Here is an 18,409-nt window from a genome sequence, read left to right as displayed (position 1 = left end):
GCAACCGTCGTCAACAAAGCTACACGCATTGAAAAACCCTCCATATGTCGAGGGGCAGCCCCTGCCCCGTTGATGATCGTATCAACGGGGCAGTGTCGGTGAGGGTTCCATTCCTAATGCTGCACGGTGCGGTTGGTACACGGACATGTGGTACACGGACATGCCTTCGTGTTTCGGGTGACGTCGAGAATACGACTTCAGCACAGGCGAGCGACAGCAATCCCTCCGGCGCAGCAACGTCAGGTTTGGAGCATCGTGCGAAAATGCGGATCCGGTTCTCGCACCAAGCGATGCTCTATTCCTATGATGGAGCATCGGACAGAGGCGGAGATCTTTGACAGGGGGCGTGCTCGGTTCAGGCGGAGAGTGCGTTCCTCCTGATCGATCACAGCAATTGTCTGAAAGCGCTCAAGCAACTCGCGCCTCGTCGCTGTTTGTGCAGCGTGAAGCGGGAGCGAGAACGATCCTCTAGGATCAGGCTCTCGTAACTTGCGGCACCAAATGGCTGAATGCCGCGACGACATTCTCGTAAACGCCGCGCTTGAAAGGAATGATCAACTCCGGCAGACGGTGCATGTCTTCCCAGCGCCACTCATTGAACTCGGGTCTGTGGTGCCCGCCACCCGGCTGGCTGATGTTGATCTCGCTCTCGTCGCCTTCGAAGCGGAAGGCGAACCATTTTTGTGTCTGACCGCGGTAGCGACCACGCCATGCGCGTCCGGCCACCATGGACGGCAGGTCGTATGAATACCAATCAGGCGCCTCTGCGAGCAGGCTTACAGAGCGAACGCTGGTTTCCTCATACAATTCACGCAAGGCGGCCTGGTAAGGATCCTCGCCCGGATCGATGCCGCCTTGGGGCATCTGCCACGCATAACCGTCGGCGACCTGATCGCTGGCATCGGAGTGACGCCGTCCGATGAAAACTTGACCCTGCTTGTTGAGCAGCATGACGCCAACGCAGGAGCGATAGGGCAGCTCCTTCCGGCTCTGCTGGCTTTTGGCGCTTCTCATCGGACACTCACTCCTTTGCCTTGCCCCCTCGTTCACCGATCATTCAATCATCGTCGGCTGCGGTCGATGGTTCCAAAGGTCGAGCTTCAAGAGTGCCGCTTCGGAGAGGCCCGCACAAGCTATTCCGCGCGGTTGTCAAAGCCCGAATGAAAAAGCCTGGCGGTCGTGCCGCCAGGCCAGATGATTTTCGCGCTGTCCTTCGGCTCAGTTCGGAGCCGTCGTCGCGTTGGCAGCGCCCTTGCGCACGCCATGGAGGAGGTCGTAGGCCGCGAGCAACTGCTTGTCCTTGGCCGGATCCGGCGGAACGTAAGCGGAGGAGCCGCCACGCTCTTCCTTGTCGCTGCCATTCTGAAGATGACCGCGCAGGCCGGCTTCGCCCTTGGTCTCGTCCTTGCCCTTCAGTTCCTCAGGCACATCCTGCAACACCTCGATGTCCGGATCGATGCCCTTGGCCTGAATCGAGCGACCCGACGGGGTGTAGTAGCGCGCCGTCGTCAGGCGCACTGCGCCGTTGCCCCCGAGCGGAATGATGGTCTGCACAGAGCCCTTGCCGAAGGAGCGGGTGCCCAGCACCGTCGCACGCTTGTGGTCCTGCAGTGCGCCGGCCACGATCTCCGACGCCGAAGCCGAGCCGCCGTTCACGAGCACGACGAGAGGCTTGCCCTTGGTCAGGTCGCCTGCCTTGGCGCTGAAGCGCTGCGTATCCTCGGCGTTGCGGCTGCGGGTCGAGACGATCTCACCGCGGTCGAGGAAGGCATCGGAAACCATGATCGCCTGGTCGAGCAGGCCGCCCGGATTGTTGCGCAGGTCGATGACGAAGCCCGCCACCTTGTCGGCGCCGATCTCCTGGGTGAGCTTCTCGATGCCCGTGCGCAGGGCCTCGTAGGTCTGCTCGTTGAACTGCGTGACGCGCAGAACCCCGATATCGCCCTCGACACGAGCGCGCACCGGACGAACCTTGATCGTCTCACGGGTGAGCTTCACCTCGATGGGATCCTTGGCCTCCTTGCGCTGGATCTTCAGCGTGACGGAGGAATTGACCGGGCCGCGCATCTTGTCGACCGCCTGATTCAGGTTGAGGCCCTGAACCTGCTCCCCGTCGATCTGGGTAATGATGTCATTGGCCATGATCCCGGCGCGAGAAGCCGGGGTGTCGTCGATGGGCGCGACCACCTTCACGAGCCCGTCTTCCATCGTGACCTCAATGCCCAGGCCTCCGAACTCGCCGCGGGTCTGCACCTGCATGTCACGGAAACTCTTGGCATCCATGAAGCTCGAATGCGGATCAAGCGATGTCAACATGCCGTTGATGGCCGATTCGACGAGCTTCGACTCGTCGGGCTTCTCGACATAATCCGTACGGACCTTTTCGAAGACGTCTCCGAAAAGGCTCAGCTGACGATAGGTATCGGCCGAGGCGGCAACCGCGCCCGACGTCATCAGGCTCGTCTGCGACACCATGGTCGCGCTGCCTGCGCCGATAGCCACACCGAGAATCAATAGGGAGAGTTTGCGCATTATCCGCGAACCTTTTCGCTTTGCGATTTCGCCCACCAGGGACCTGGGTCGATCGAACCGCCGTCTTTCCTGAACTCAACATAGAGGACGGGATTGTTCTTTTCTATGGCGGATCCGGTCAAACTCATGAGAGGAGCATCCCCCATGGTTGCGACTGGCTCGCCAGCGAGCACGAATTGCCCAACATCGACGTTGATCTGGTCCATACCGGCCAGAAGAATATAATATCCCCCGCCTGCGTTGATGATCAAGAGTCGACCATAGGATCGGAAGGGTCCGGCGAAGGCGACCCAGCCATCCGCCGGTGATACAACAGCCGCCTTCGGACGGGTCGTGATCGAAATGCCGCGCGTCGTTCCGCCGTAGCCGTCATCCGCCCCGAAGTCCAGGGAAACTTCACCGCTGACGGGCCTGGGAAGCAAGCCCTTCGTCTCGGGAAACGGAACCTTCGGAGCCAGACGAGCCGGATCGCGGAACGCTGCCTGCGCAAAACGCTCCTTGGCCTCGCGCTCCTGGGCCTCGGCGGCCTTTCGGGCCTCCTCGGCAGCCCTCTGGGCTCCGGCGATTTCCGCCTCCATCCGATCGATCAGCTCCTTGAGGGTGTCCGCCTCGCGGGCCAGCTCCGCCGCCTTGCCGCGCTCCGCCCCGATGCTGCGCTCCACCTCGGCCATCCGGCTTTGGCGGGCGGCCATCAGCGCGGTCAGGCGCTGCTGCTCGCCGTTCAAGGCGGTCAGCTCCTTGTCGAGAGTGGAGCGGTCGGTGGCGATGGCGTCCTTGAGGCGCACCAGCTCGGCGAGGTCGGAGGCGAGGATCTCTGCCTCGGCCCTGAGCTCGGGCAGCACCGCGCCCAGCATAATGGAGGCCCGCACGGCCTCAAGCATGTCTTCCGGGCGCACTAGGACTGCGGGTGGCGGGCGGCGGCCCATGCGCTGGAGCGCCGCGAACACCTCCACGATCACCTCCCGGCGGCTCTCGAGAGAACGGCGGATGGCTGTCTCGGACGCGGTCAGGGTCTGGAGCCGCTGCTCCAGACCCCGGATCCGGTCCTCGGTGTTCCGAACCCGGCCTGCGGTTTCGATCAGGGTCGCATTGAGTTTGGCCCGGTCGCTCTTGATCTCTTCGATCTCGGCCGCGAGGCGCTTCTGGGCCTCGGCGCTCGCGTTCATCGCCTCTTCCAGGACCTTGAGGTCGTTCTGGCGCTTCTTTTTCTCCTCTTCCGTCTCCGGGGATACCTGGGGTGCCCCGGGCATGGGTGCAGGCACCTGCTGGGCCCATACGGGCCCCAGGGCGGAGACGGCCAGGCATGCGGCAAAGCTCAGAGCCTTGCGGGAGGGGAAAGAGCTGAAACGGACCATTCTTCAGGAATCATCGTGACCCGCACGATGATAAGGGTGCCCGGCAATGATTGTCAGCGCCCTATAGAGTTGTTCGGCGACGAGTGCCCGGACGATCTGATGCGGCATCGTGAGCGCACCGAAGGACACGACGAGCTCGGCACGCTGGCGGATCTTGGGATCGAGCCCGTCGGGCCCGCCGATGACGCAGGCCACTCCGGAGCGGCCCTCGTCGCGCCACCGCCTGATTCGCTCGGCGAAGGCTTCGCTCGAGGGAGTCCTGCCGCGTTCGTCAAAGACGATCAGCACGGAGGATCCGGCCTTTTCCAGGAGGGCCGCGGCCTCTTCAGCGCGGCGGTCGCCGTCCCGGCGCGCCCGGCTTTCCGGCAACTCGACAATGTCGAGGCCACCTAGACCCAAGGTCCGGCCTATGCCGTCGATCCTCTGCCTGTACCGCTCGACCAGCTCCCGTTCGGGGCCGCTCTTGACACGGCCCACGGCCAGCAAGCTCAATCGCAACGGTTCAGGCTTTCATTCAGCTCGCGCGATCCTGAGGCCGATCGGCACCCCACATTTTCTCGAGGTTGTAAAAGCCACGCACCTCGGGACGGAAAATGTGAACGAGAACGTCGCCGGCGTCGATCAGCACCCAATCGCAGGCAGGCAGGCCCTCCACGCGCGGCGTGCCGAACCCCTTGTCCTTGAGGTCCTTGACCAAGCGGTCGGCAATCGCGCCCACATGGCGATGGGAACGGCCCGATGTGACGATCATGGTGTCTGCAAGCGAGGTCTTTCCAGCCAGGTCGATCTCGACCGTGTTCTCGGCCTTCATGTCCTCGATGGAAGCCAGGGCGACGGCCCGGATGTCCTCATCCTGCGGAGCAGTCGCTCCGGAGAGAGGGGGAAGCGTGTTCGTATCCGCTTCGAGAGAGTTCAGTCGGTTCAGGTTCAAGCCCTTTCTAAGCAGCGCTCATACGGAGCGCCGCCCTTAAGATAAGATCGGATGCCCCGATATTTCAACGTCCCCCGGATGGAGAAGTTCGCCCCATTTGCCGCAGCATGGTGGAGGACAGATGCGAGCGCGGCCCGTGCAGGAACACCCAGGCGGGCGGCCTGAGGCCCGCCAGGGCAGGAGCCCTGGCCTCGCGGATGCGCCCGTCCGAGAAGACCGCCGCGGTGCGTGAGCGCATCGCCTTCAGGGTCCATCCCGGGCGGTCCACGACGGCGATCGGCATCAGCCGGGCAATGCGCCGCCAGCCGCGCCAGCGATGGAAGCCCGCGAGATTGTCCGCTCCCATGATCCATACGAAATGGACCCCAGGAAAGCGCCGCTTGAGGTAAGCCAGAGTATCGACGGTGTAGCGTGCCCCGATCTCGCCTTCGAAGGCGGTCACATCGATGCGGGGGTGGTCGGCGATGTCCTTTGCCTGTGCCACGCGCGCCTCCGTGGAGGCGAGCTCGCCCGTATCCTTCAGGGGATTGCCGGGCGTGACGATCCACCAGAGCCGGTCGAGCCGCAGACGCGTGAGCGCCATGAGGCTCACATGCCGGTGCCCGGCATGGGCCGGATTGAAGGAGCCCCCATAAAGCCCGATCCGCATGCCAGGCGTCGTCAGCGGCAGACGTGCGAGGCCCGAGGGCTCGAGACGGAAGGGAGAGGGTGGAGAACTCACGGACGCGTCTGACCCGAACCGTGGATATGGTACTTGAACGAGGTCAGCTGCTCCACGCCGACGGGGCCCCGCGCATGCATCCGGCCCGTGGCGATGCCGATCTCGGCCCCGAACCCGAACTCGCCCCCATCGGCGAACTGGGTCGAGGCGTTGTGCAGCACGATGGCCGAATCCACTTGCCTGAGGAAGTGCTCCGCCACCGCCGCATCGTCGGTCACGATGGAGTCGGTATGATGGGAGCCGTAGGTCTCGATATGTGCGACGGCCTCATCCAGGCCGCCCACGACACGCACGGAGATGATCGCGTCGAGATATTCCGTGCGCCAGTCCTCCTCCGTCGCAGGCGTCACGCGCGGATCGACAGCCTGAGTGGCCGCATCGCCGCGGACGGCGCAGCCCGCATCGAGAAGCATGAGCACCAACGGCTTCAGATGCGTCGCGGCGCAGGCACCATCCACGAGGAGCGTCTCCGCCGAGCCGCAGACGCCGGTGCGGCGCATCTTGGCGTTCAGCACGATGGCCTTCGCCATCTCGAGATCAGCCCTCTCATGCACGAAGACGTGATTGAGACCTTCGAGATGCGCAAAGACCGGCACCCGCGCCTCCTCCTGCACGCGCGCCACGAGGCTCCTGCCCCCGCGCGGCACGATGACGTCGAGATTACCGTCGAGCCCGGTCAGCATGGCGCCCACGGCTGCGCGGTCGCGCGTCGGGACAAGACGGACGGCATCGGCGGGAAGACCGGCCCTCTCCAGACCTTCTCCCATTGCGTCCGCGATGGCGAGCGCGCTGCGGAAGCTCTCCGAACCTGTGCGCAGGATCGCGGCATTGCCGGCCTTGAGGCAGAGCGCGCCCGCATCCGCCGTGACATTCGGACGGCTCTCGAAAATCACGCCGATCACGCCGAGCGGCGTTGCGATGCGCTCGATCCGCAAACCGTTGGGGCGCTCGAACCGTGCCAGCACGCGTCCGACCGGATCGGGCAAGGCGGCAACGCTTTCCACCGCTTCGGCAATGGCCTCCAGCCGCTCGGGATTGAGCGTCAGACGGTCGATGAAGGCCGGCGTCCGACTCGTGGCTGCGGCCTCGGCGAGATCCTCGGCATTGGCTGCGAGGATCGAGGCGGCCCGCGTGCGAATCGAGGCGGCCATGGCGCGCAGGGCCGCATTCTTCTGCTCGCTCGAGGCCAGGGCCATGCGCCGGGCGGCCTGGCGAGCGCGGCGGCCCAGCCCGGTCATGAGCGCTGGGACATCGGAATATCCAACCGAAGTTGCCCCTGACGCGTTGAGATGTCCCGCGTAAGAATTGTCGCTCAAGGCTCGAGTATCGTCCATGTCCAAGTCCCATCCCTCCTCTGACCGGAGGGCAACCTACCATCCGCGATCCATAGCACGCCAGGCCGCGCCAGGGCCAAGCCGTTCGGCGAGGCGCGCCCCTGTGCCCCCTGAGATCCGGGTGGGGACGTCCGGCTGGCACTATAAATCGTGGCACGGACCTTTCTACCCGGAGGACTTAAAGATCAAGGACTTCCTCTCCTATTACGCAAAGCGCTTCGATACGGCGGAAATCAACAATTCCTTCTACCGGCTGCCGACGGAGCAGGCCGTCGGGGCATGGCGGGAGCGCGCGCCGGATGGGTTCCTCTTCGCCTGGAAAGCCTCCCGCTTCATCACACACATGAAGAAGCTCAAGGACATCGAGGAGAGCATCAATCTCGTGTTCGGCCGCATGGAGGGCCTAGACGATACTTTCGGTCCCGTCCTGTTCCAGATGCCCCCCATCTTCAGGGCCGGCGACGAAACGCGGGAGCGGGTGGCGCGATGCCTGTCTCTCGTGCCGCGGAACCGGCGCATCGCCTTCGAGTTCCGCCATCCGGGCTGGTACGAGGAGACGACCTTCCGGATCCTGCGCGATCATAATGCTGCGCTCTGCCTGTCCGATCACGCCGATGCGCCGGCCCCCTGGGTGACCACCGCCGAATTCGTCTATGTGCGTGCCCATGGCACCGACGGACGCTACGCCGGCAGCTACGGCGAGGAAACCCTGCGCGCCTGGGCCCGCCGGATCGCGGAATGGCATCGGGAGGGACGCGACGTTTACGCCTATTTCGACAACGACATCAAAAGCGCAGCGCCCGGCGACGCTCAGACCCTGCTGAGGCTCCTGGCCGACGATCCGTCGCTCAGCGCCATGTCGTCCCGGTGAACCATCTCGGCCCGTCCAGGGTAGCCGAGGATGGCCTCGATCTCGCGGCTCGGGCGGCCGATGATGCGCGCAGCCTCCTCGGCGTCGTAGGCCACGAGGCCGCGGCCAAGAACGCGGTTCTCGTCGCGGATCGTCACCGCATCCCCCCGATGGAAGGTGCCCTCGATGCGGCGCACGCCCACAGGCAGAAGGCTCGCGCCGCCCTGCAAGGCGCGCGCTGCGCCCTCGTCGACGACGATCGTTCCGCGCGGCTCTAGGGCACCGGCGATCCAGGTCTTGCGCGCAGTCACGGGGTTGGAAGGCGTGAGGAACCAGGTGCAGCGCCCGTCCTCGGTCACGCGCCTGAGCGGGTTCTTCGCACGTCCGTCGGCGATGATCATATGCGTGCCGCCGGACGTGGCGATCTTGCCCGCTTCGATCTTCGTGCGCATGCCGCCGCGGGACAATTCGGACGCGGCTCCTCCCGCCATGGCTTCGATCGCCGGCGTGATGCGCTCGACGATGGGGATGTGCCGGGCCTGGGGATCGGATGCAGGCGGCGCCGTATAGAGCCCGTCGATATCGGAGAAGAGCACCAGGAGATCCGCGCCGATCATGGTGGCGACCCGCGCCGCCAGACGATCGTTGTCGCCGTAGCGGATCTCGGACGTCGCCACCGTGTCGTTCTCGTTGATCACAGGCACGGCACGCATCTCAAGCAGCTTCAAGGTCGTCGCGCGGGCATTGAGGTAGCGGCGCCGCTCCTCAGTATCGGAGAGCGTCACCAGGATCTGTCCCGCCGTGATGCCGTGATGGGCGAGGACCTCCGACCAGGTGCGCGCGAGGGTGATCTGGCCGACGGCGGCGGCGGCCTGGCTTTCCTCCAGCCTCAACGGACCTGAGGGAAGCCCCAGGACCGTGCGCCCCATGGCGATCGCGCCGGAGGAGACGACGAGAACATCTGCGCCTTTCGCATGGAGATCGGCAATGTCCTCAGCAAGGGCGGCAAGCCACGCATGGTTGAGGCGTCCGCGGGTACGATCCACCAGGAGCGCGGAGCCGACTTTCAGAACGACGCGGCGGAACTGGCTGATCTGGGGGCTCACGGATGCCACTCTTCTTGGGTGTCGACGGTCTCTTCCTCGACCTTAGCCTCGTCGATGACGGTGAGCAAAGCCTGCAGGACCTCCTGCACGCCCTGGCCCGACGCGGAGGAGATCACGAGAGGTGTGCGCTTGCACGCCTTCTTCAGCCTCTCAAGCTGCTCCCCGAGCCTCTCCTCGTCCAGCGCATCCGCCTTCGAAAGAGCGACGATCTCGGGCTTTTCGACGAGGCCGTGGCCATAGGTCTCGATCTCATGGCGCACGGTCCTGTAGGCTTCGCCCGCATCCTCGCTCGTGCCCTCGACGAGGTGCAGCAGCACGCGACAGCGCTCCACATGGCTCAGGAAACGGTCGCCCAGCCCGACCCCCTCCGACGCACCCTCGATCAGCCCCGGGATGTCCGCCAACACGAATTCGCGTCCATGCACACGTACCACGCCGAGGCCCGGGTGAAGGGTAGTAAACGGGTAATCGGCAATCTTGGGCTTCGCCGACGTGACGGTGGCAAGAAACGTCGACTTTCCCGCATTGGGCAGGCCCACGAGGCCGGCATCGGCAATCAGCTTCAGGCGCAGGATGAGCGTGCGCTCCTGACCTTCTTGGCCCGGATTGGCCCGGCGCGGCGCCCGGTTGGTGGAGGTGGTGAAATAGGCGTTGCCGAAGCCACCGTTGCCGCCCTTGGCGAGCAGCACCCGCTGGCCCACATGGGTCATGTCGGCGATGACGGTCTCGCCGTCCTCCTCCAGGATCTCCGTGCCGGCGGGTACTTTCAGCACCACGTCGGCGCCCTTGGCTCCGGCGCGGTTCTTGCCCATGCCGTGACCGCCGGTCTTCGCCTTGAAGTGCTGCTGGTAACGGTAGTCGATGAGGGTGTTGAGCCCCTCCACACACTCCGCCCACACGTCGCCGCCACGGCCCCCGTCGCCTCCGTCCGGCCCTCCGAATTCGATGAACTTTTCACGGCGGAACGATACGGCGCCTGCGCCGCCATTGCCCGAGCGAATATAGATCTTGGCTTGATCGAGAAATTTCATAACCCGTGTCCTTTACGGGACAACATGCCCATGGGCAACGCTCGCACACGAACAACGCAGATAAATGAGAAGCGCCCCCGAATGGTTCGGGAGCGCCTCGGTTCTCAAGGGCCGCCGCCTAGCTCGCGAGCGAGATTGAGCGATCCAGCTCCACCTCGACGGAAGCGGGCTCGGGGACGAAGCCCGTGTGACCCCAGGCCTTCAGGCTCTCCCAGGTCCGCCGGTCGAGGCGGAAGTGGTCGACCGGATAGAGGCCGCACCGGGCCGGCAGCTCGGAGAGCCCGGCCCCCTGATAGGCGAAGCCGCACTTTTCCAACACGCGCCGGGAGGCCGGATTGATCACCCGGGCGCAGGCGGTGACCTCGCGTCCGTCGCCATAGGCGAAGAAGGCATCGATCAGCGCGCGAGCCGCCTCGGTGGCGTAGCCCTGCCCCCAGGAGGGGATGCCGAGCCAATAGCCCAGGCTGGGCTTGCCGGTATCCGGGTCGGGGATGATGCCGACCATGCCGATAAGGCTGTTCGGCTTGCCCTTGGGCGTGATCGCCAGCTGCAGGCCCTCGCCGTTGGCATTGGACCGCCTGGACCCGAAGATGAACCGCTCTGCCTGTTCCGGGTGGTACGGATGCGGAATTCGGGCCGTCATGTCCGCGACAGCTTTCTCACCGGCAAGGCGTACGACGGCTTGAGCATCCGCGAGCCGAGGCCAGCGCAGCCACAGGCGGCGGGTCTCGAGACGGAAAACATCGTCACGGGTGAGGTCGGGAAACATGATCTTGCTCCGATCCGAAGTGGGCCTCCCTGGCCCGGAAAACGCGAAGGGGAGGTGGACATCCCACCTCCCCTGCTGGTTTTCGGATCTGAGCTTGGCCTTGAGGGGCCATCTGGAGCTTCTGATCCGCCGGGTCGGTGCGATGCCGGCGGGAGCTCCTTCGCTTTGCTCTCGCCGTTTACTCTGCGGCCTCTTGGGCCGGTACGACCGATACGAAGGCTCGGCCTTGACGCGTAAGGAATCGGACTCGGCCGTCGGCCGTAGCAAAGAGCGTGTGGTCTTTGCCCATGCCGACATTCGCGCCCGCATGCCATTTCGTGCCGCGCTGACGAATGATGATGTTGCCGGCGACAACCTGTTGATCGCCGAACTTCTTGACGCCCAGACGACGGCCTTCGGAATCGCGACCGTTGCGAGACGAACCGCCTGCTTTTTTGTGAGCCATGGGTCTACTCCCGTGTTCTGTGTCAGTTGCCTACGCTTATTCAGCGGTGGCCGGCGCAGCGTCGTCCGCCGCAGCCTTGGTGGTCTTCTTGGCCGCAGCCTTCTTGGGCTTCGCGCCACCGGCAAGGATCTCGGTGATCCGCACGACGGTATAGTCCTGGCGATGCCCGCGCTTGCGGCGCGAATTCTGGCGGCGGCGCTTCTTGAAGGAAATGACCTTCTCGCCGCGGGTGTGCTCCACCACTTCGCCTGCCACGGTCACGCCCTCAACGAGGGGAGCGCCAACCTGGGTCTCGCCATCGTTGGTGACCATGAGAACTTGGTCGAACGTAACGGCGGTGCCCGGCTCGCCTGCGAGCGTGGCGACGGTGATGACGTCGTTGGCGGCAACGCGATATTGCTTGCCGCCGGTCTTGATCACTGCGAACATCTTGATCCTCGTGTTCAAACCCAAATCTCAACGAGGCACTTGGCCCGCAGGATTGGCTTTTTGGCAGTTTCCGGCTTCGTTTCACGGCCGCTTGGCGCAGCCGCATGGATCAAGCAGGCACTCTTACCCGCTTGTAGAGGATGTGTACCTACGGACAGTCTCCGGCTTTGTCAACCAAAAACCCCGCAAAAACATGCACCAGGGTGCTTGAAGAGCCGACAAGCCCATGATATCCACCCGGCCTCAACCAGCGGGGCCAAAGCTTCCGCCCTCCGGAGAGGTGGCAGAGTGGTTGAATGCACCGCACTCGAAATGCGGCATACGGGCAACCGTATCGGGAGTTCGAATCTCCCCCTCTCCGCCAGATCCTTCCTTCAAATTATTGCGGGAGGATTTCGGCTCCTTCACCCACAAGACTTTTGCGACGATTCGGCCCGGTGATCCGTTCAAGCCGAACTGGCTCGTCGAGGCGATCACTTGGGATCTGCAGCAGGTGGCAGAAGGCCGGATCCGGCGGCTCATCATCACGGTAACGCCGCGCCATCTCATATCGATCTGCGCCAGCCATGCTCAGGACCTCTCTGTTGAGCTGCACAACCTGTGCCGCAGCTTCATGCAGTCGTCCTGGTACTTGGAGCTCTGGCCCCGAACACGGTTCAGTCCAGCCAAGAATACCGAGTCGGAGCTCAAGATCACCCAGGGCGCAAGATCACTCAGGGCGGTGGACGGCTCGCCACCTCGGTCAACGGCGTTCTGACCGGGCACGGCGCTGATTTGACGGCACGGTGCTGTCCCGGCTCGACGAAAAGACGGAAGGCGCGATCATCCCGGTGATGTGGCGCATGCACGTGGATGATCTTGCAGGTCATCTCTTGGAGAGAGGCGGTTGGCAGCCCCTGAACCTGCCGGCGATCACCGAGGCCGACGTGCTGGACGAGACGCGGCAAAACCTCGGCGCCTATGACTTTGCACCCCAGTACCAGCAGCGATCGGTGGCGGTCGACGGCGGCCTGATCAAATGGTCATGGTTTGAGCGGTTTAAGGTTGCTCCCGCCCGCGAGCCGGAGGATCAGATCGTCCAAAACTGGGGCGCGGCCTCGACAGCGGGCGAGCTGAATGAGTACTCGGTCTGAACGACCTGACTGATCCGCAACGGCAGCTACGATCTTCTCGACGCGGACCGCGACCGGCTCGGCTATCCGGCTTTGAGGCGTCATGTGCTCGATCTCTATCATCAGCATCGTCCGCACGCAGTGTTGATCGAGGACAAAGGCTCAGGCACGCAGCTGATTCAGGAAATGGCTCATGCCGGATCGGTCTACCCGATCGCCGTCACTCCGCAAGGCGACAAGATCATGCGCGCCACAGGATCATTCGCTCTCTTTGGCGTTCCGAAAAGCGGCGATCGCTTCGCCAAGGCGGGTCCAAGCCGCTTCTGATCCAGGAAGCCCCAACCGAAGGATCCTCGGGTTGTATTCGAAACGCCGCACCCATATGCCACGGCGCCCTAAATGGGCGAATAAATCCGATGCATGCCGGCTTTCGATGAGGCGGTAGAGGGTAGTCCCTCGCGGGACTTGATCCGAAACAGGCCCGAGGAGAGCATCAAGGCGGCGGGCATCGGCATCTCGTGCCTGTTGGGCCGCGTCACGCCAGTCCCGGTCCAGAAGTGCTTGCTTCCCCACCGCAATTGCTGGCCCAGACACCGCCCAGGGACCGAGGATCCTCCTCAGCCTCATGACGGTTTCACTCGCTGCAATGGCAAATCCAAGCCGCAGACCCGCCAGCCCATAGGTTTTGCCGAAGGAGCGTAGGATGACTGCATTCTCTGGCAGATGGGGAACCAAGCTCTCGTCAGATTCGAAGTCCGCGAAAGCCTCGTCGATCACAAGCCAGCCGCCGCGTTGCCTGAGGCGTTCGGACAACCCGAGCAGCATACACCGCTTTAGAACCCTGCCGTCAGGGTTGTTGGGATTCACCAAAACGACAATGTCGGCATTTTCTGCCTGCTCTAAGGATGCGGCTTCGGTAACCTGATGCCTTGCCATGCGCCAGGCGTGTGCATGTTCCGCATAGGTGGGAGCCAAGACAGCGACCTGGGAGCGGGGCCATAGAACTGGCAGCAGATTGATGAGAACTTGAGTGCCCGGAGCCGCCATAACCGTCGCGGCATCCACAGCACCGTAGGCCTCCGCTGCGACGACCTCGAGATCCATTTGGGCTCTGGGCGAAGGAAGCCGCTCGAACAAATGAGGTGGCAAGTCGGGCAAGGGATAAGGTATGGGGTTGATCCCCGTCGACAGATCAATCCACGGCTCGGGCGCTTCGGGGAAAAGCCGCCGTGCTTTATCAAGATCGCCTCCGTGCCAGATACGCTCCTTACTCATCCGACTCTACCCATGCTTTGGTCCGACACCCTGTTGATCCTGGTCCTAGGCCTCGCAACAGAGGCCGCATTCGGCTATCCTAATCGCCTTTATATGCTGATCAGGCATCCCGTCACCTGGATCGGGTGGCTCATTGCAAAGCTCGACTGTACATTGAATCGGGAAACCTGGTCGCCCAGCCGACGCCGCGTCGCCGGGGCATTAGCGCTCTTGCTCCTTCTGGCTGTTGCTGTATCCGTAGCCAAGCTCTTGGAAATCGCTGCTTTTTCTCTTGGAATGGCCGGTCTTGGTCTGCTGGCTGTTCTGGCTAGCAGCCTTCTCGCACAGCGCAGCCTTCATGATCATGTGGCGACCGTCTCCGCCGGCTTGCGCGAGGATGGAATCAACGGCGGACGCAAGGCGGTTTCACTGATTGTGGGCCGCAACCCCGAGAGCCTGGATGAGGCAGGAGTATCCCGCGCCGCCATCGAGAGCCTTGCCGAGAATTTCTCCGACGGGGTTGTTGCGCCCGCCTTCTGGCTGGGAGTGGGTGGGCTCGTTGGCGCCGCACTTTATAAGGTGGCGAATACGGCCGATAGCATGATCGGGCATCGCACACCCCGCCATGAGGCCTTCGGTTGGGCGGCGGCCCGATTCGACGATCTCGTGAATCTGCCAGCCTCGCGCCTCACGGCCCTCCTCATCATCGCCGCTGCCGCCCTGAACCGAGACGCCTCACCGCGCCAAGCCTTCAATGCAGTGTGGCGGGATGCCCCACATCACCGCTCACCCAATGCCGGCTGGCCCGAGGCCGCAATGGCGGGGGCGCTGGGCCTGCGGCTCGCCGGGCCGCGCGTCTATGGGGATGTGCAGGTGGAGGATCGCTGGATGGGGGATGGACGCGCAGAAGCAACGGCGCAGGATATCGAGCGCGCGCTTGCCCTCTATCGGACAGCCTGCGGGCTGCAGTTCGGACTGGCTGCGGGACTGGCCCTCGTCGTCTACCTTATCGTGCGCTGATCGCAAACAGCCGGTCGCAATCGAGGTACGCCTCCAGGTGATCCGCGAAGCGGTCAAGGATATCGTCGACCAGAGCCTCGTAGGCGAGGCCGCTGCTTTCGGCCCCGAGCCGCTCAAGCCAACGTTTCCGCTGGCGATCATCGGTGAATAGACCGTGCACATAGGTGCCTGCCACCCGCCCATCCGCCGAGACCGCGCCGTCGAGGCGGCCCGCATCCAGCCGCGCGAAGGCGCGGTCGGAAGCGTCCGGCCCGGAGGTCTGGCCGATATGTATTTCATAGCCTGAGAGCGGCGTTCCGTCGGGAATCGTGACGCCGGTCACCGCCTCCAGGTGCTTCTTGGCCGTGAGCGTCGTCGCCACATCGAGAAGCCCTAACCCCTCGACGGAGCGGCCCGCCTCGCCCTCGATGCCGAAGGGGTCCTCGATGCGCTGCCCCAGCATCTGATACCCGCCGCAGAGCCCCAGCACTTGCCCTCCCTGGCGCACATGTGCCTTGAGGTCAATGTCCCAGCCCTGGGCGCGGATGTAGAGAAGATCGTCGATGGTGGTCTTGGACCCGGGCAGGAGCACGAGCGCGGCATCGACGGGAAGCGGCTCGCCGGGTTCGACCAGCACCACATCGATGCCCGGCTCCTCACGTAGGGGATCGAGATCGTCGAAATTCGAGATCCAGGGCGTCACCGGCACGGCGATGACGACGGAAGCGTTTCTCCGGCGCGTGCCCGCCCGCCGGAGCCCAAGTCCGTCTTCGGCAGGCAGGCGGACCGCATCGGCAAAATGCGGCACGAGGCCCATGGCCGTCCACCCCGTGCGTTCTGCAATGATACGCATGCCTTCGTCGAACAGCGCCGGGTCGCCTCGGAAACGATTGACGATGAACCCCTTGATCATGGCCGCATCCGCCTCGTCGAGCACTGCTTTCGTGCCGACGAGGCTGGCGATGACGCCGCCCCGATCGATGTCGCCTACGAGCACTACGGGAACGTCCGCCGCGCGGGCGAAGCCCATATTGGCGATGTCGCCGGCTCGCAGGTTCACCTCGGAGGCCGAGCCCGCGCCTTCGACAAGGACAAGATCGGCCTCGTCGGACAAGCGGCCGAAGCTGTCGAGAACAGCCTCGAGGAGGCGCGGTTTCCAGAATTGGTATTCGCGCGCCCGCACCGTCCCAACGACGTGGCCCTGGACGACCACCTGCGATCCGATCTCGCTCTGCGGCTTGAGCAACACCGGGTTCATGTGCACGCTCGGAGCTACGCCTGCGGCGCGCGCCTGCAGAGCCTGCGCCCGCCCGATCTCGCCGCCATCCGCAGTCACTGCGGCGTTGTTCGACATGTTCTGCGGCTTGAAGGGGCGGACCTGGAGGCCGCGCCGTGCGAAGACGCGGCAGAGACCCGCGACGAGGAGCGACTTGCCGACGTTCGATCCGGTGCCCTGCACCATGAGCGCGCGCATCAGAACTCGATGCCTTCCTGCGCTTTGACGCCGGCTGCGAAATGGTGCTTCACCAGGGCCATCTCCGTGACGAGATCGGCGGCCTCGATCAGTTCCGGCTTGGCATTACGCCCGGTGACCACGATGTGGAGATCGGCCCTGCGCCCACGCAGGGCTTCCACGACTTCGGCCAGGGGCAGGTACTCGTAGCGCAGGGCAATGTTGAGTTCATCCAGCACCAGTAGGCGGATGTCCTCTCGCGCCATCAGCTCCTTCGCCTTGGCCCAGGCCCGCTCGGCGGCCGCTACGTCGCGGGCCCGGTCCTGCGTTTCCCAGGTGAAGCCCTCGCCCATGGTGTGCCACTCGATTTGATCGGGGAACCGGTCCAAAGCGAGACGTTCGCCCGTTTCCCAGGCTCCCTTGATGAACTGCACCACGCCCACGCCAAAGCCGCGCCCGAGCGCCCGGAGCATGAGGCCGAAGGCCGCCGTCGACTTGCCCTTGCCCGGCCCCGTATTAACGATGAGAAGCCCCTTCTCAACCGTCTTCGAGGCCACCTCGCGGTCTTGCACTTCCTTGCGCTTGATCATCTTGGCGCGGTGGCGCGCCTCTTCGTCCGGTGTCATGGCGTCCTGCTGCCTTTGAGAGACGCGCACCATGAACACCGGCAAGCCGAATTTCAAGGCCAAGTCCATCCACGCTCAGGCTTGAAAGATATCCCTTGGCTGTTTAAACAAGAACGGGACGGTGCCCCGGCAACGGGGTGAAAAGGGAATGCGGTGAGACACCGCGGCTGCCCCCGCAACTGTAAACGGCGAGCTTGCGCTCGACATGCCACTGGGCCTCAAAGCCCGGGAAGGCGATTGCGCAAAGTATCGACCCGTGAGCCAGGAGACCTGCCGTCATCACAAGCTTCTATCGGGTCTGTCGGACGGGGTGTGCCGATGGGGACCGTAGTCGAACGATTGGCAGTCGTTCGGTTCCGTCCGTGGAAGCTCAACAGACCTCATGGTCTCCCGACGGAGAGAACGATGCCTGCATCCAGCCTGCCCAAGACTCGCCTCCTTGCTCTGACCCTCGGCGGCCTCGTCGCGGCAACACCGGCCTTCGCCCACCACCCGATGGGCGGCGCGACCCCGGCTACTTTCGTTCAGGGCTTTCTGTCGGGCCTGGCCCACCCGCTCATTGGCCTCGATCACTTGGCCGCCCTGATCGGCGTCGGCCTCGTGTCCACCCGCTTCTCGCGCGGCCTTACGCTACCCGCCTTCTGGATCATCGCCATGGCGGCAGGTATTGGCCTCCACCTCGCAAGCGCAACCATTCCCCATGCAGAGCTGCTCGTGGGGCTGAGTGTCGTCATTATCGGCCTTGCGATGACCATGAGCGTTACCCTTCCTTATGCGCTGGTCGCGGCACTGTTCTCAACCGGCGGCGCCCTGCACGGCTATGCCTTGGCCGAAACGGTCGTCGGCGCTGAAACCACTCCGATCGGTGCCTATCTGGTGGGCCTCGTCGCAATCCAGACTGCTGTCACCACGGGTATCGCGCTGGCGGCGCGCCGGTTCGAGAAGACCTCCTTTGCGGCACCCTCCCTCCAGCTGCGCCTGGCTGGCCTTGCCGTCGCCGTGACGGGAGCCGCGGCCCTGGTCTTTCCGGCATTCGCCTAAGCGGACGGGCCTCGGCTCATGACCTCAACTCCTGAGGAGATCTGCCTTCATGTCTGCGTCACCTGTCGTGAGGCGGGTGGTCCGGACGACAAGGCGCTCCGGCCCGGCGCGGTTCTCCATCGGGCCCTCACCGAGGCGCTCGCCCAGCCCGGCACCCCTGCGGTGCGGGTGGAGGCAGTCGAGTGCCTCTCCGTCTGTAAGCGTCCGTGCACCATCGCGGTTTCAAGCCCAGGACGCTGGACCTACATTTACGGCGACCTGAATGCCGACACATCGGCGGACACCATTATCGAGGGGCTTCGCCGCTATGCGGCGACCTCCGATGGCCTCGTGCCCTGGCGTGAGCGGCCGGAGGCCTTTCGTAAAGGTGTCGTCGCCCGCATTCCCCCGTTCAAGAAAGACAGCGCGGCTTGACCCAAGC

The 18,409-nt window shown here is 64.2% G+C and carries 21 protein-coding genes, 1 tRNA gene and 1 riboswitch; of the genes, 7 read left to right on the top strand and 15 right to left on the bottom strand.

The window, feature by feature from the left end; all coding sequences use genetic code 11:
* Positions 1-474: 474 nt before the first annotated feature.
* From GR328_RS21160 to GR328_RS21130, 7 genes are all read right to left on the bottom strand, one after another.
* Positions 475-1,014, bottom strand: coding sequence for an RNA pyrophosphohydrolase (locus tag GR328_RS21160; RefSeq protein ID WP_160887430.1), 540 nt, complete (start codon positions 1,012-1,014; stop codon positions 475-477).
* A gap of 204 nt (positions 1,015-1,218) precedes the next feature.
* Positions 1,219-2,532 carry a S41 family peptidase gene (locus GR328_RS21155; RefSeq protein WP_160887372.1) on the bottom strand — a complete coding sequence of 438 codons (1,314 nt, stop codon included), beginning with the start codon at positions 2,530-2,532 and terminating at the stop codon, positions 1,219-1,221.
* Positions 2,532-3,887 carry a murein hydrolase activator EnvC family protein gene (locus tag GR328_RS21150; protein WP_160887371.1) on the bottom strand — a complete coding sequence of 452 codons (1,356 nt, stop codon included), beginning with the start codon at positions 3,885-3,887 and terminating at the stop codon, positions 2,532-2,534. Before GR328_RS21150 ends, GR328_RS21155 begins: the two co-directional genes overlap by 1 nt.
* 3 nt (positions 3,888-3,890) lie before the next feature.
* Positions 3,891-4,385 (bottom strand): 23S rRNA (pseudouridine(1915)-N(3))-methyltransferase RlmH, encoded by a 495-nt coding sequence (rlmH, locus tag GR328_RS21145; protein ID WP_160887370.1) that lies wholly within the window; start codon positions 4,383-4,385, stop codon positions 3,891-3,893.
* 16 nt (positions 4,386-4,401) lie between these two features.
* On the bottom strand, positions 4,402-4,731 hold the full coding sequence (gene rsfS, locus GR328_RS21140; RefSeq protein ID WP_343039446.1) for a ribosome silencing factor: 330 nt from the start codon (positions 4,729-4,731) through the stop codon (positions 4,402-4,404).
* A 151-nt stretch (positions 4,732-4,882) separates the two neighbouring features.
* A complete protein-coding gene (locus GR328_RS21135) occupies positions 4,883-5,467 on the bottom strand; it encodes a nicotinate-nucleotide adenylyltransferase (protein ID WP_205790195.1) in 585 nt (194 codons plus the stop codon).
* A 68-nt stretch (positions 5,468-5,535) separates the two neighbouring features.
* Positions 5,536-6,777, bottom strand: coding sequence for a glutamate-5-semialdehyde dehydrogenase (locus GR328_RS21130; RefSeq protein ID WP_246216021.1), 1,242 nt, complete (start codon positions 6,775-6,777; stop codon positions 5,536-5,538).
* A gap of 199 nt (positions 6,778-6,976) precedes the next feature.
* Here GR328_RS21130 and GR328_RS21125 point away from each other — a divergent pair, with 199 nt between their 5' ends.
* Positions 6,977-7,744, top strand: coding sequence for a DUF72 domain-containing protein (locus tag GR328_RS21125; RefSeq protein ID WP_343039443.1), 768 nt, complete (start codon positions 6,977-6,979; stop codon positions 7,742-7,744).
* Here the strand turns inward: GR328_RS21125 and proB are convergent.
* From proB to rplU, 5 genes are all read right to left on the bottom strand, one after another.
* Positions 7,684-8,829 carry a glutamate 5-kinase gene (gene proB / locus GR328_RS21120; protein WP_160887366.1) on the bottom strand — a complete coding sequence of 382 codons (1,146 nt, stop codon included), beginning with the start codon at positions 8,827-8,829 and terminating at the stop codon, positions 7,684-7,686. The two genes, GR328_RS21125 and proB, sit on opposite strands and share 61 nt — an antisense overlap.
* Complete coding sequence (gene obgE, locus GR328_RS21115; RefSeq protein ID WP_160887365.1) at positions 8,826-9,860, bottom strand: GTPase ObgE; 1,035 nt, start codon at positions 9,858-9,860, stop codon at positions 8,826-8,828. The genes proB and obgE overlap by 4 nt, the downstream gene beginning before the upstream one ends.
* 118 nt (positions 9,861-9,978) lie before the next feature.
* Positions 9,979-10,629: a GNAT family N-acetyltransferase gene (locus GR328_RS21110; protein ID WP_160887364.1), complete on the bottom strand. Its 651-nt coding sequence runs from the start codon at positions 10,627-10,629 to the stop codon at positions 9,979-9,981.
* A 178-nt stretch (positions 10,630-10,807) separates the two neighbouring features.
* Entirely contained in the window at positions 10,808-11,074 is a 267-nt protein-coding gene (gene rpmA, locus GR328_RS21105) for a 50S ribosomal protein L27 (RefSeq protein ID WP_160887363.1), read from the bottom strand.
* Positions 11,075-11,110: 36 nt separating this feature from the next.
* Entirely contained in the window at positions 11,111-11,503 is a 393-nt protein-coding gene (gene rplU / locus GR328_RS21100) for a 50S ribosomal protein L21 (protein WP_160887362.1), read from the bottom strand.
* A 274-nt stretch (positions 11,504-11,777) separates the two neighbouring features.
* On the opposite strand from rplU, the gene GR328_RS21095 reads away from it, so the two are divergent.
* The 3 genes from GR328_RS21095 (at position 11,778) to GR328_RS21085 (ending at position 12,636) form a co-directional block, all read left to right on the top strand.
* Positions 11,778-11,867 (top strand) — tRNA-Ser (locus GR328_RS21095).
* An 18-nt stretch (positions 11,868-11,885) separates the two neighbouring features.
* Positions 11,886-12,260: a hypothetical protein gene (locus GR328_RS21090; RefSeq protein WP_160887361.1), complete on the top strand. Its 375-nt coding sequence runs from the start codon at positions 11,886-11,888 to the stop codon at positions 12,258-12,260.
* A gap of 28 nt (positions 12,261-12,288) precedes the next feature.
* Positions 12,289-12,636, top strand: a complete 348-nt coding sequence (locus tag GR328_RS21085) for a hypothetical protein (protein ID WP_160887360.1) — start codon at positions 12,289-12,291, stop codon at positions 12,634-12,636.
* 237 nt (positions 12,637-12,873) lie between these two features.
* Here GR328_RS21085 and cobD read toward each other — a convergent pair whose 3' ends face one another.
* The gene (cobD, locus tag GR328_RS21080) at positions 12,874-13,890 is read right to left on the bottom strand and encodes a threonine-phosphate decarboxylase CobD (RefSeq protein ID WP_160887359.1); all 1,017 of its coding nucleotides are present in this window, start codon (positions 13,888-13,890) and stop codon (positions 12,874-12,876) included.
* 12 nt (positions 13,891-13,902) lie between these two features.
* On the opposite strand from cobD, the gene cbiB reads away from it, so the two are divergent.
* Complete coding sequence (gene cbiB / locus GR328_RS21075; RefSeq protein WP_160887358.1) at positions 13,903-14,889, top strand: adenosylcobinamide-phosphate synthase CbiB; 987 nt, start codon at positions 13,903-13,905, stop codon at positions 14,887-14,889.
* On the opposite strand, the gene GR328_RS21070 is transcribed toward cbiB, so the two are convergent.
* Positions 14,876-16,330 (bottom strand): cobyric acid synthase, encoded by a 1,455-nt coding sequence (locus GR328_RS21070; RefSeq protein ID WP_160887424.1) that lies wholly within the window; start codon positions 16,328-16,330, stop codon positions 14,876-14,878. The genes cbiB and GR328_RS21070 overlap by 14 nt on opposite strands.
* A gap of 11 nt (positions 16,331-16,341) precedes the next feature.
* Positions 16,342-16,947: a cob(I)yrinic acid a,c-diamide adenosyltransferase gene (gene cobO / locus GR328_RS21065; RefSeq protein ID WP_160887426.1), complete on the bottom strand. Its 606-nt coding sequence runs from the start codon at positions 16,945-16,947 to the stop codon at positions 16,342-16,344.
* A 102-nt stretch (positions 16,948-17,049) separates the two neighbouring features.
* A riboswitch (cobalamin riboswitch) is annotated at positions 17,050-17,239 on the top strand.
* 113 nt (positions 17,240-17,352) lie between these two features.
* On the opposite strand from cobO, the gene GR328_RS21060 reads away from it, so the two are divergent.
* Entirely contained in the window at positions 17,353-17,988 is a 636-nt protein-coding gene (locus GR328_RS21060; RefSeq protein ID WP_160887356.1) for a HupE/UreJ family protein, read from the top strand.
* A gap of 18 nt (positions 17,989-18,006) precedes the next feature.
* The gene (locus GR328_RS21055) at positions 18,007-18,402 is read left to right on the top strand and encodes a DUF1636 family protein (RefSeq protein WP_160887354.1); all 396 of its coding nucleotides are present in this window, start codon (positions 18,007-18,009) and stop codon (positions 18,400-18,402) included.
* The last annotated feature ends 7 nt before the right edge of the window (positions 18,403-18,409 follow it).

Origin of the sequence: Microvirga makkahensis, assembly GCF_009830105.1 — a bacterium.
In the GTDB taxonomy this organism is placed as follows: domain Bacteria; phylum Pseudomonadota; class Alphaproteobacteria; order Rhizobiales; family Beijerinckiaceae; genus Microvirga; species Microvirga makkahensis.
This window is presented reverse-complemented; position numbering and strand designations above follow the sequence as displayed.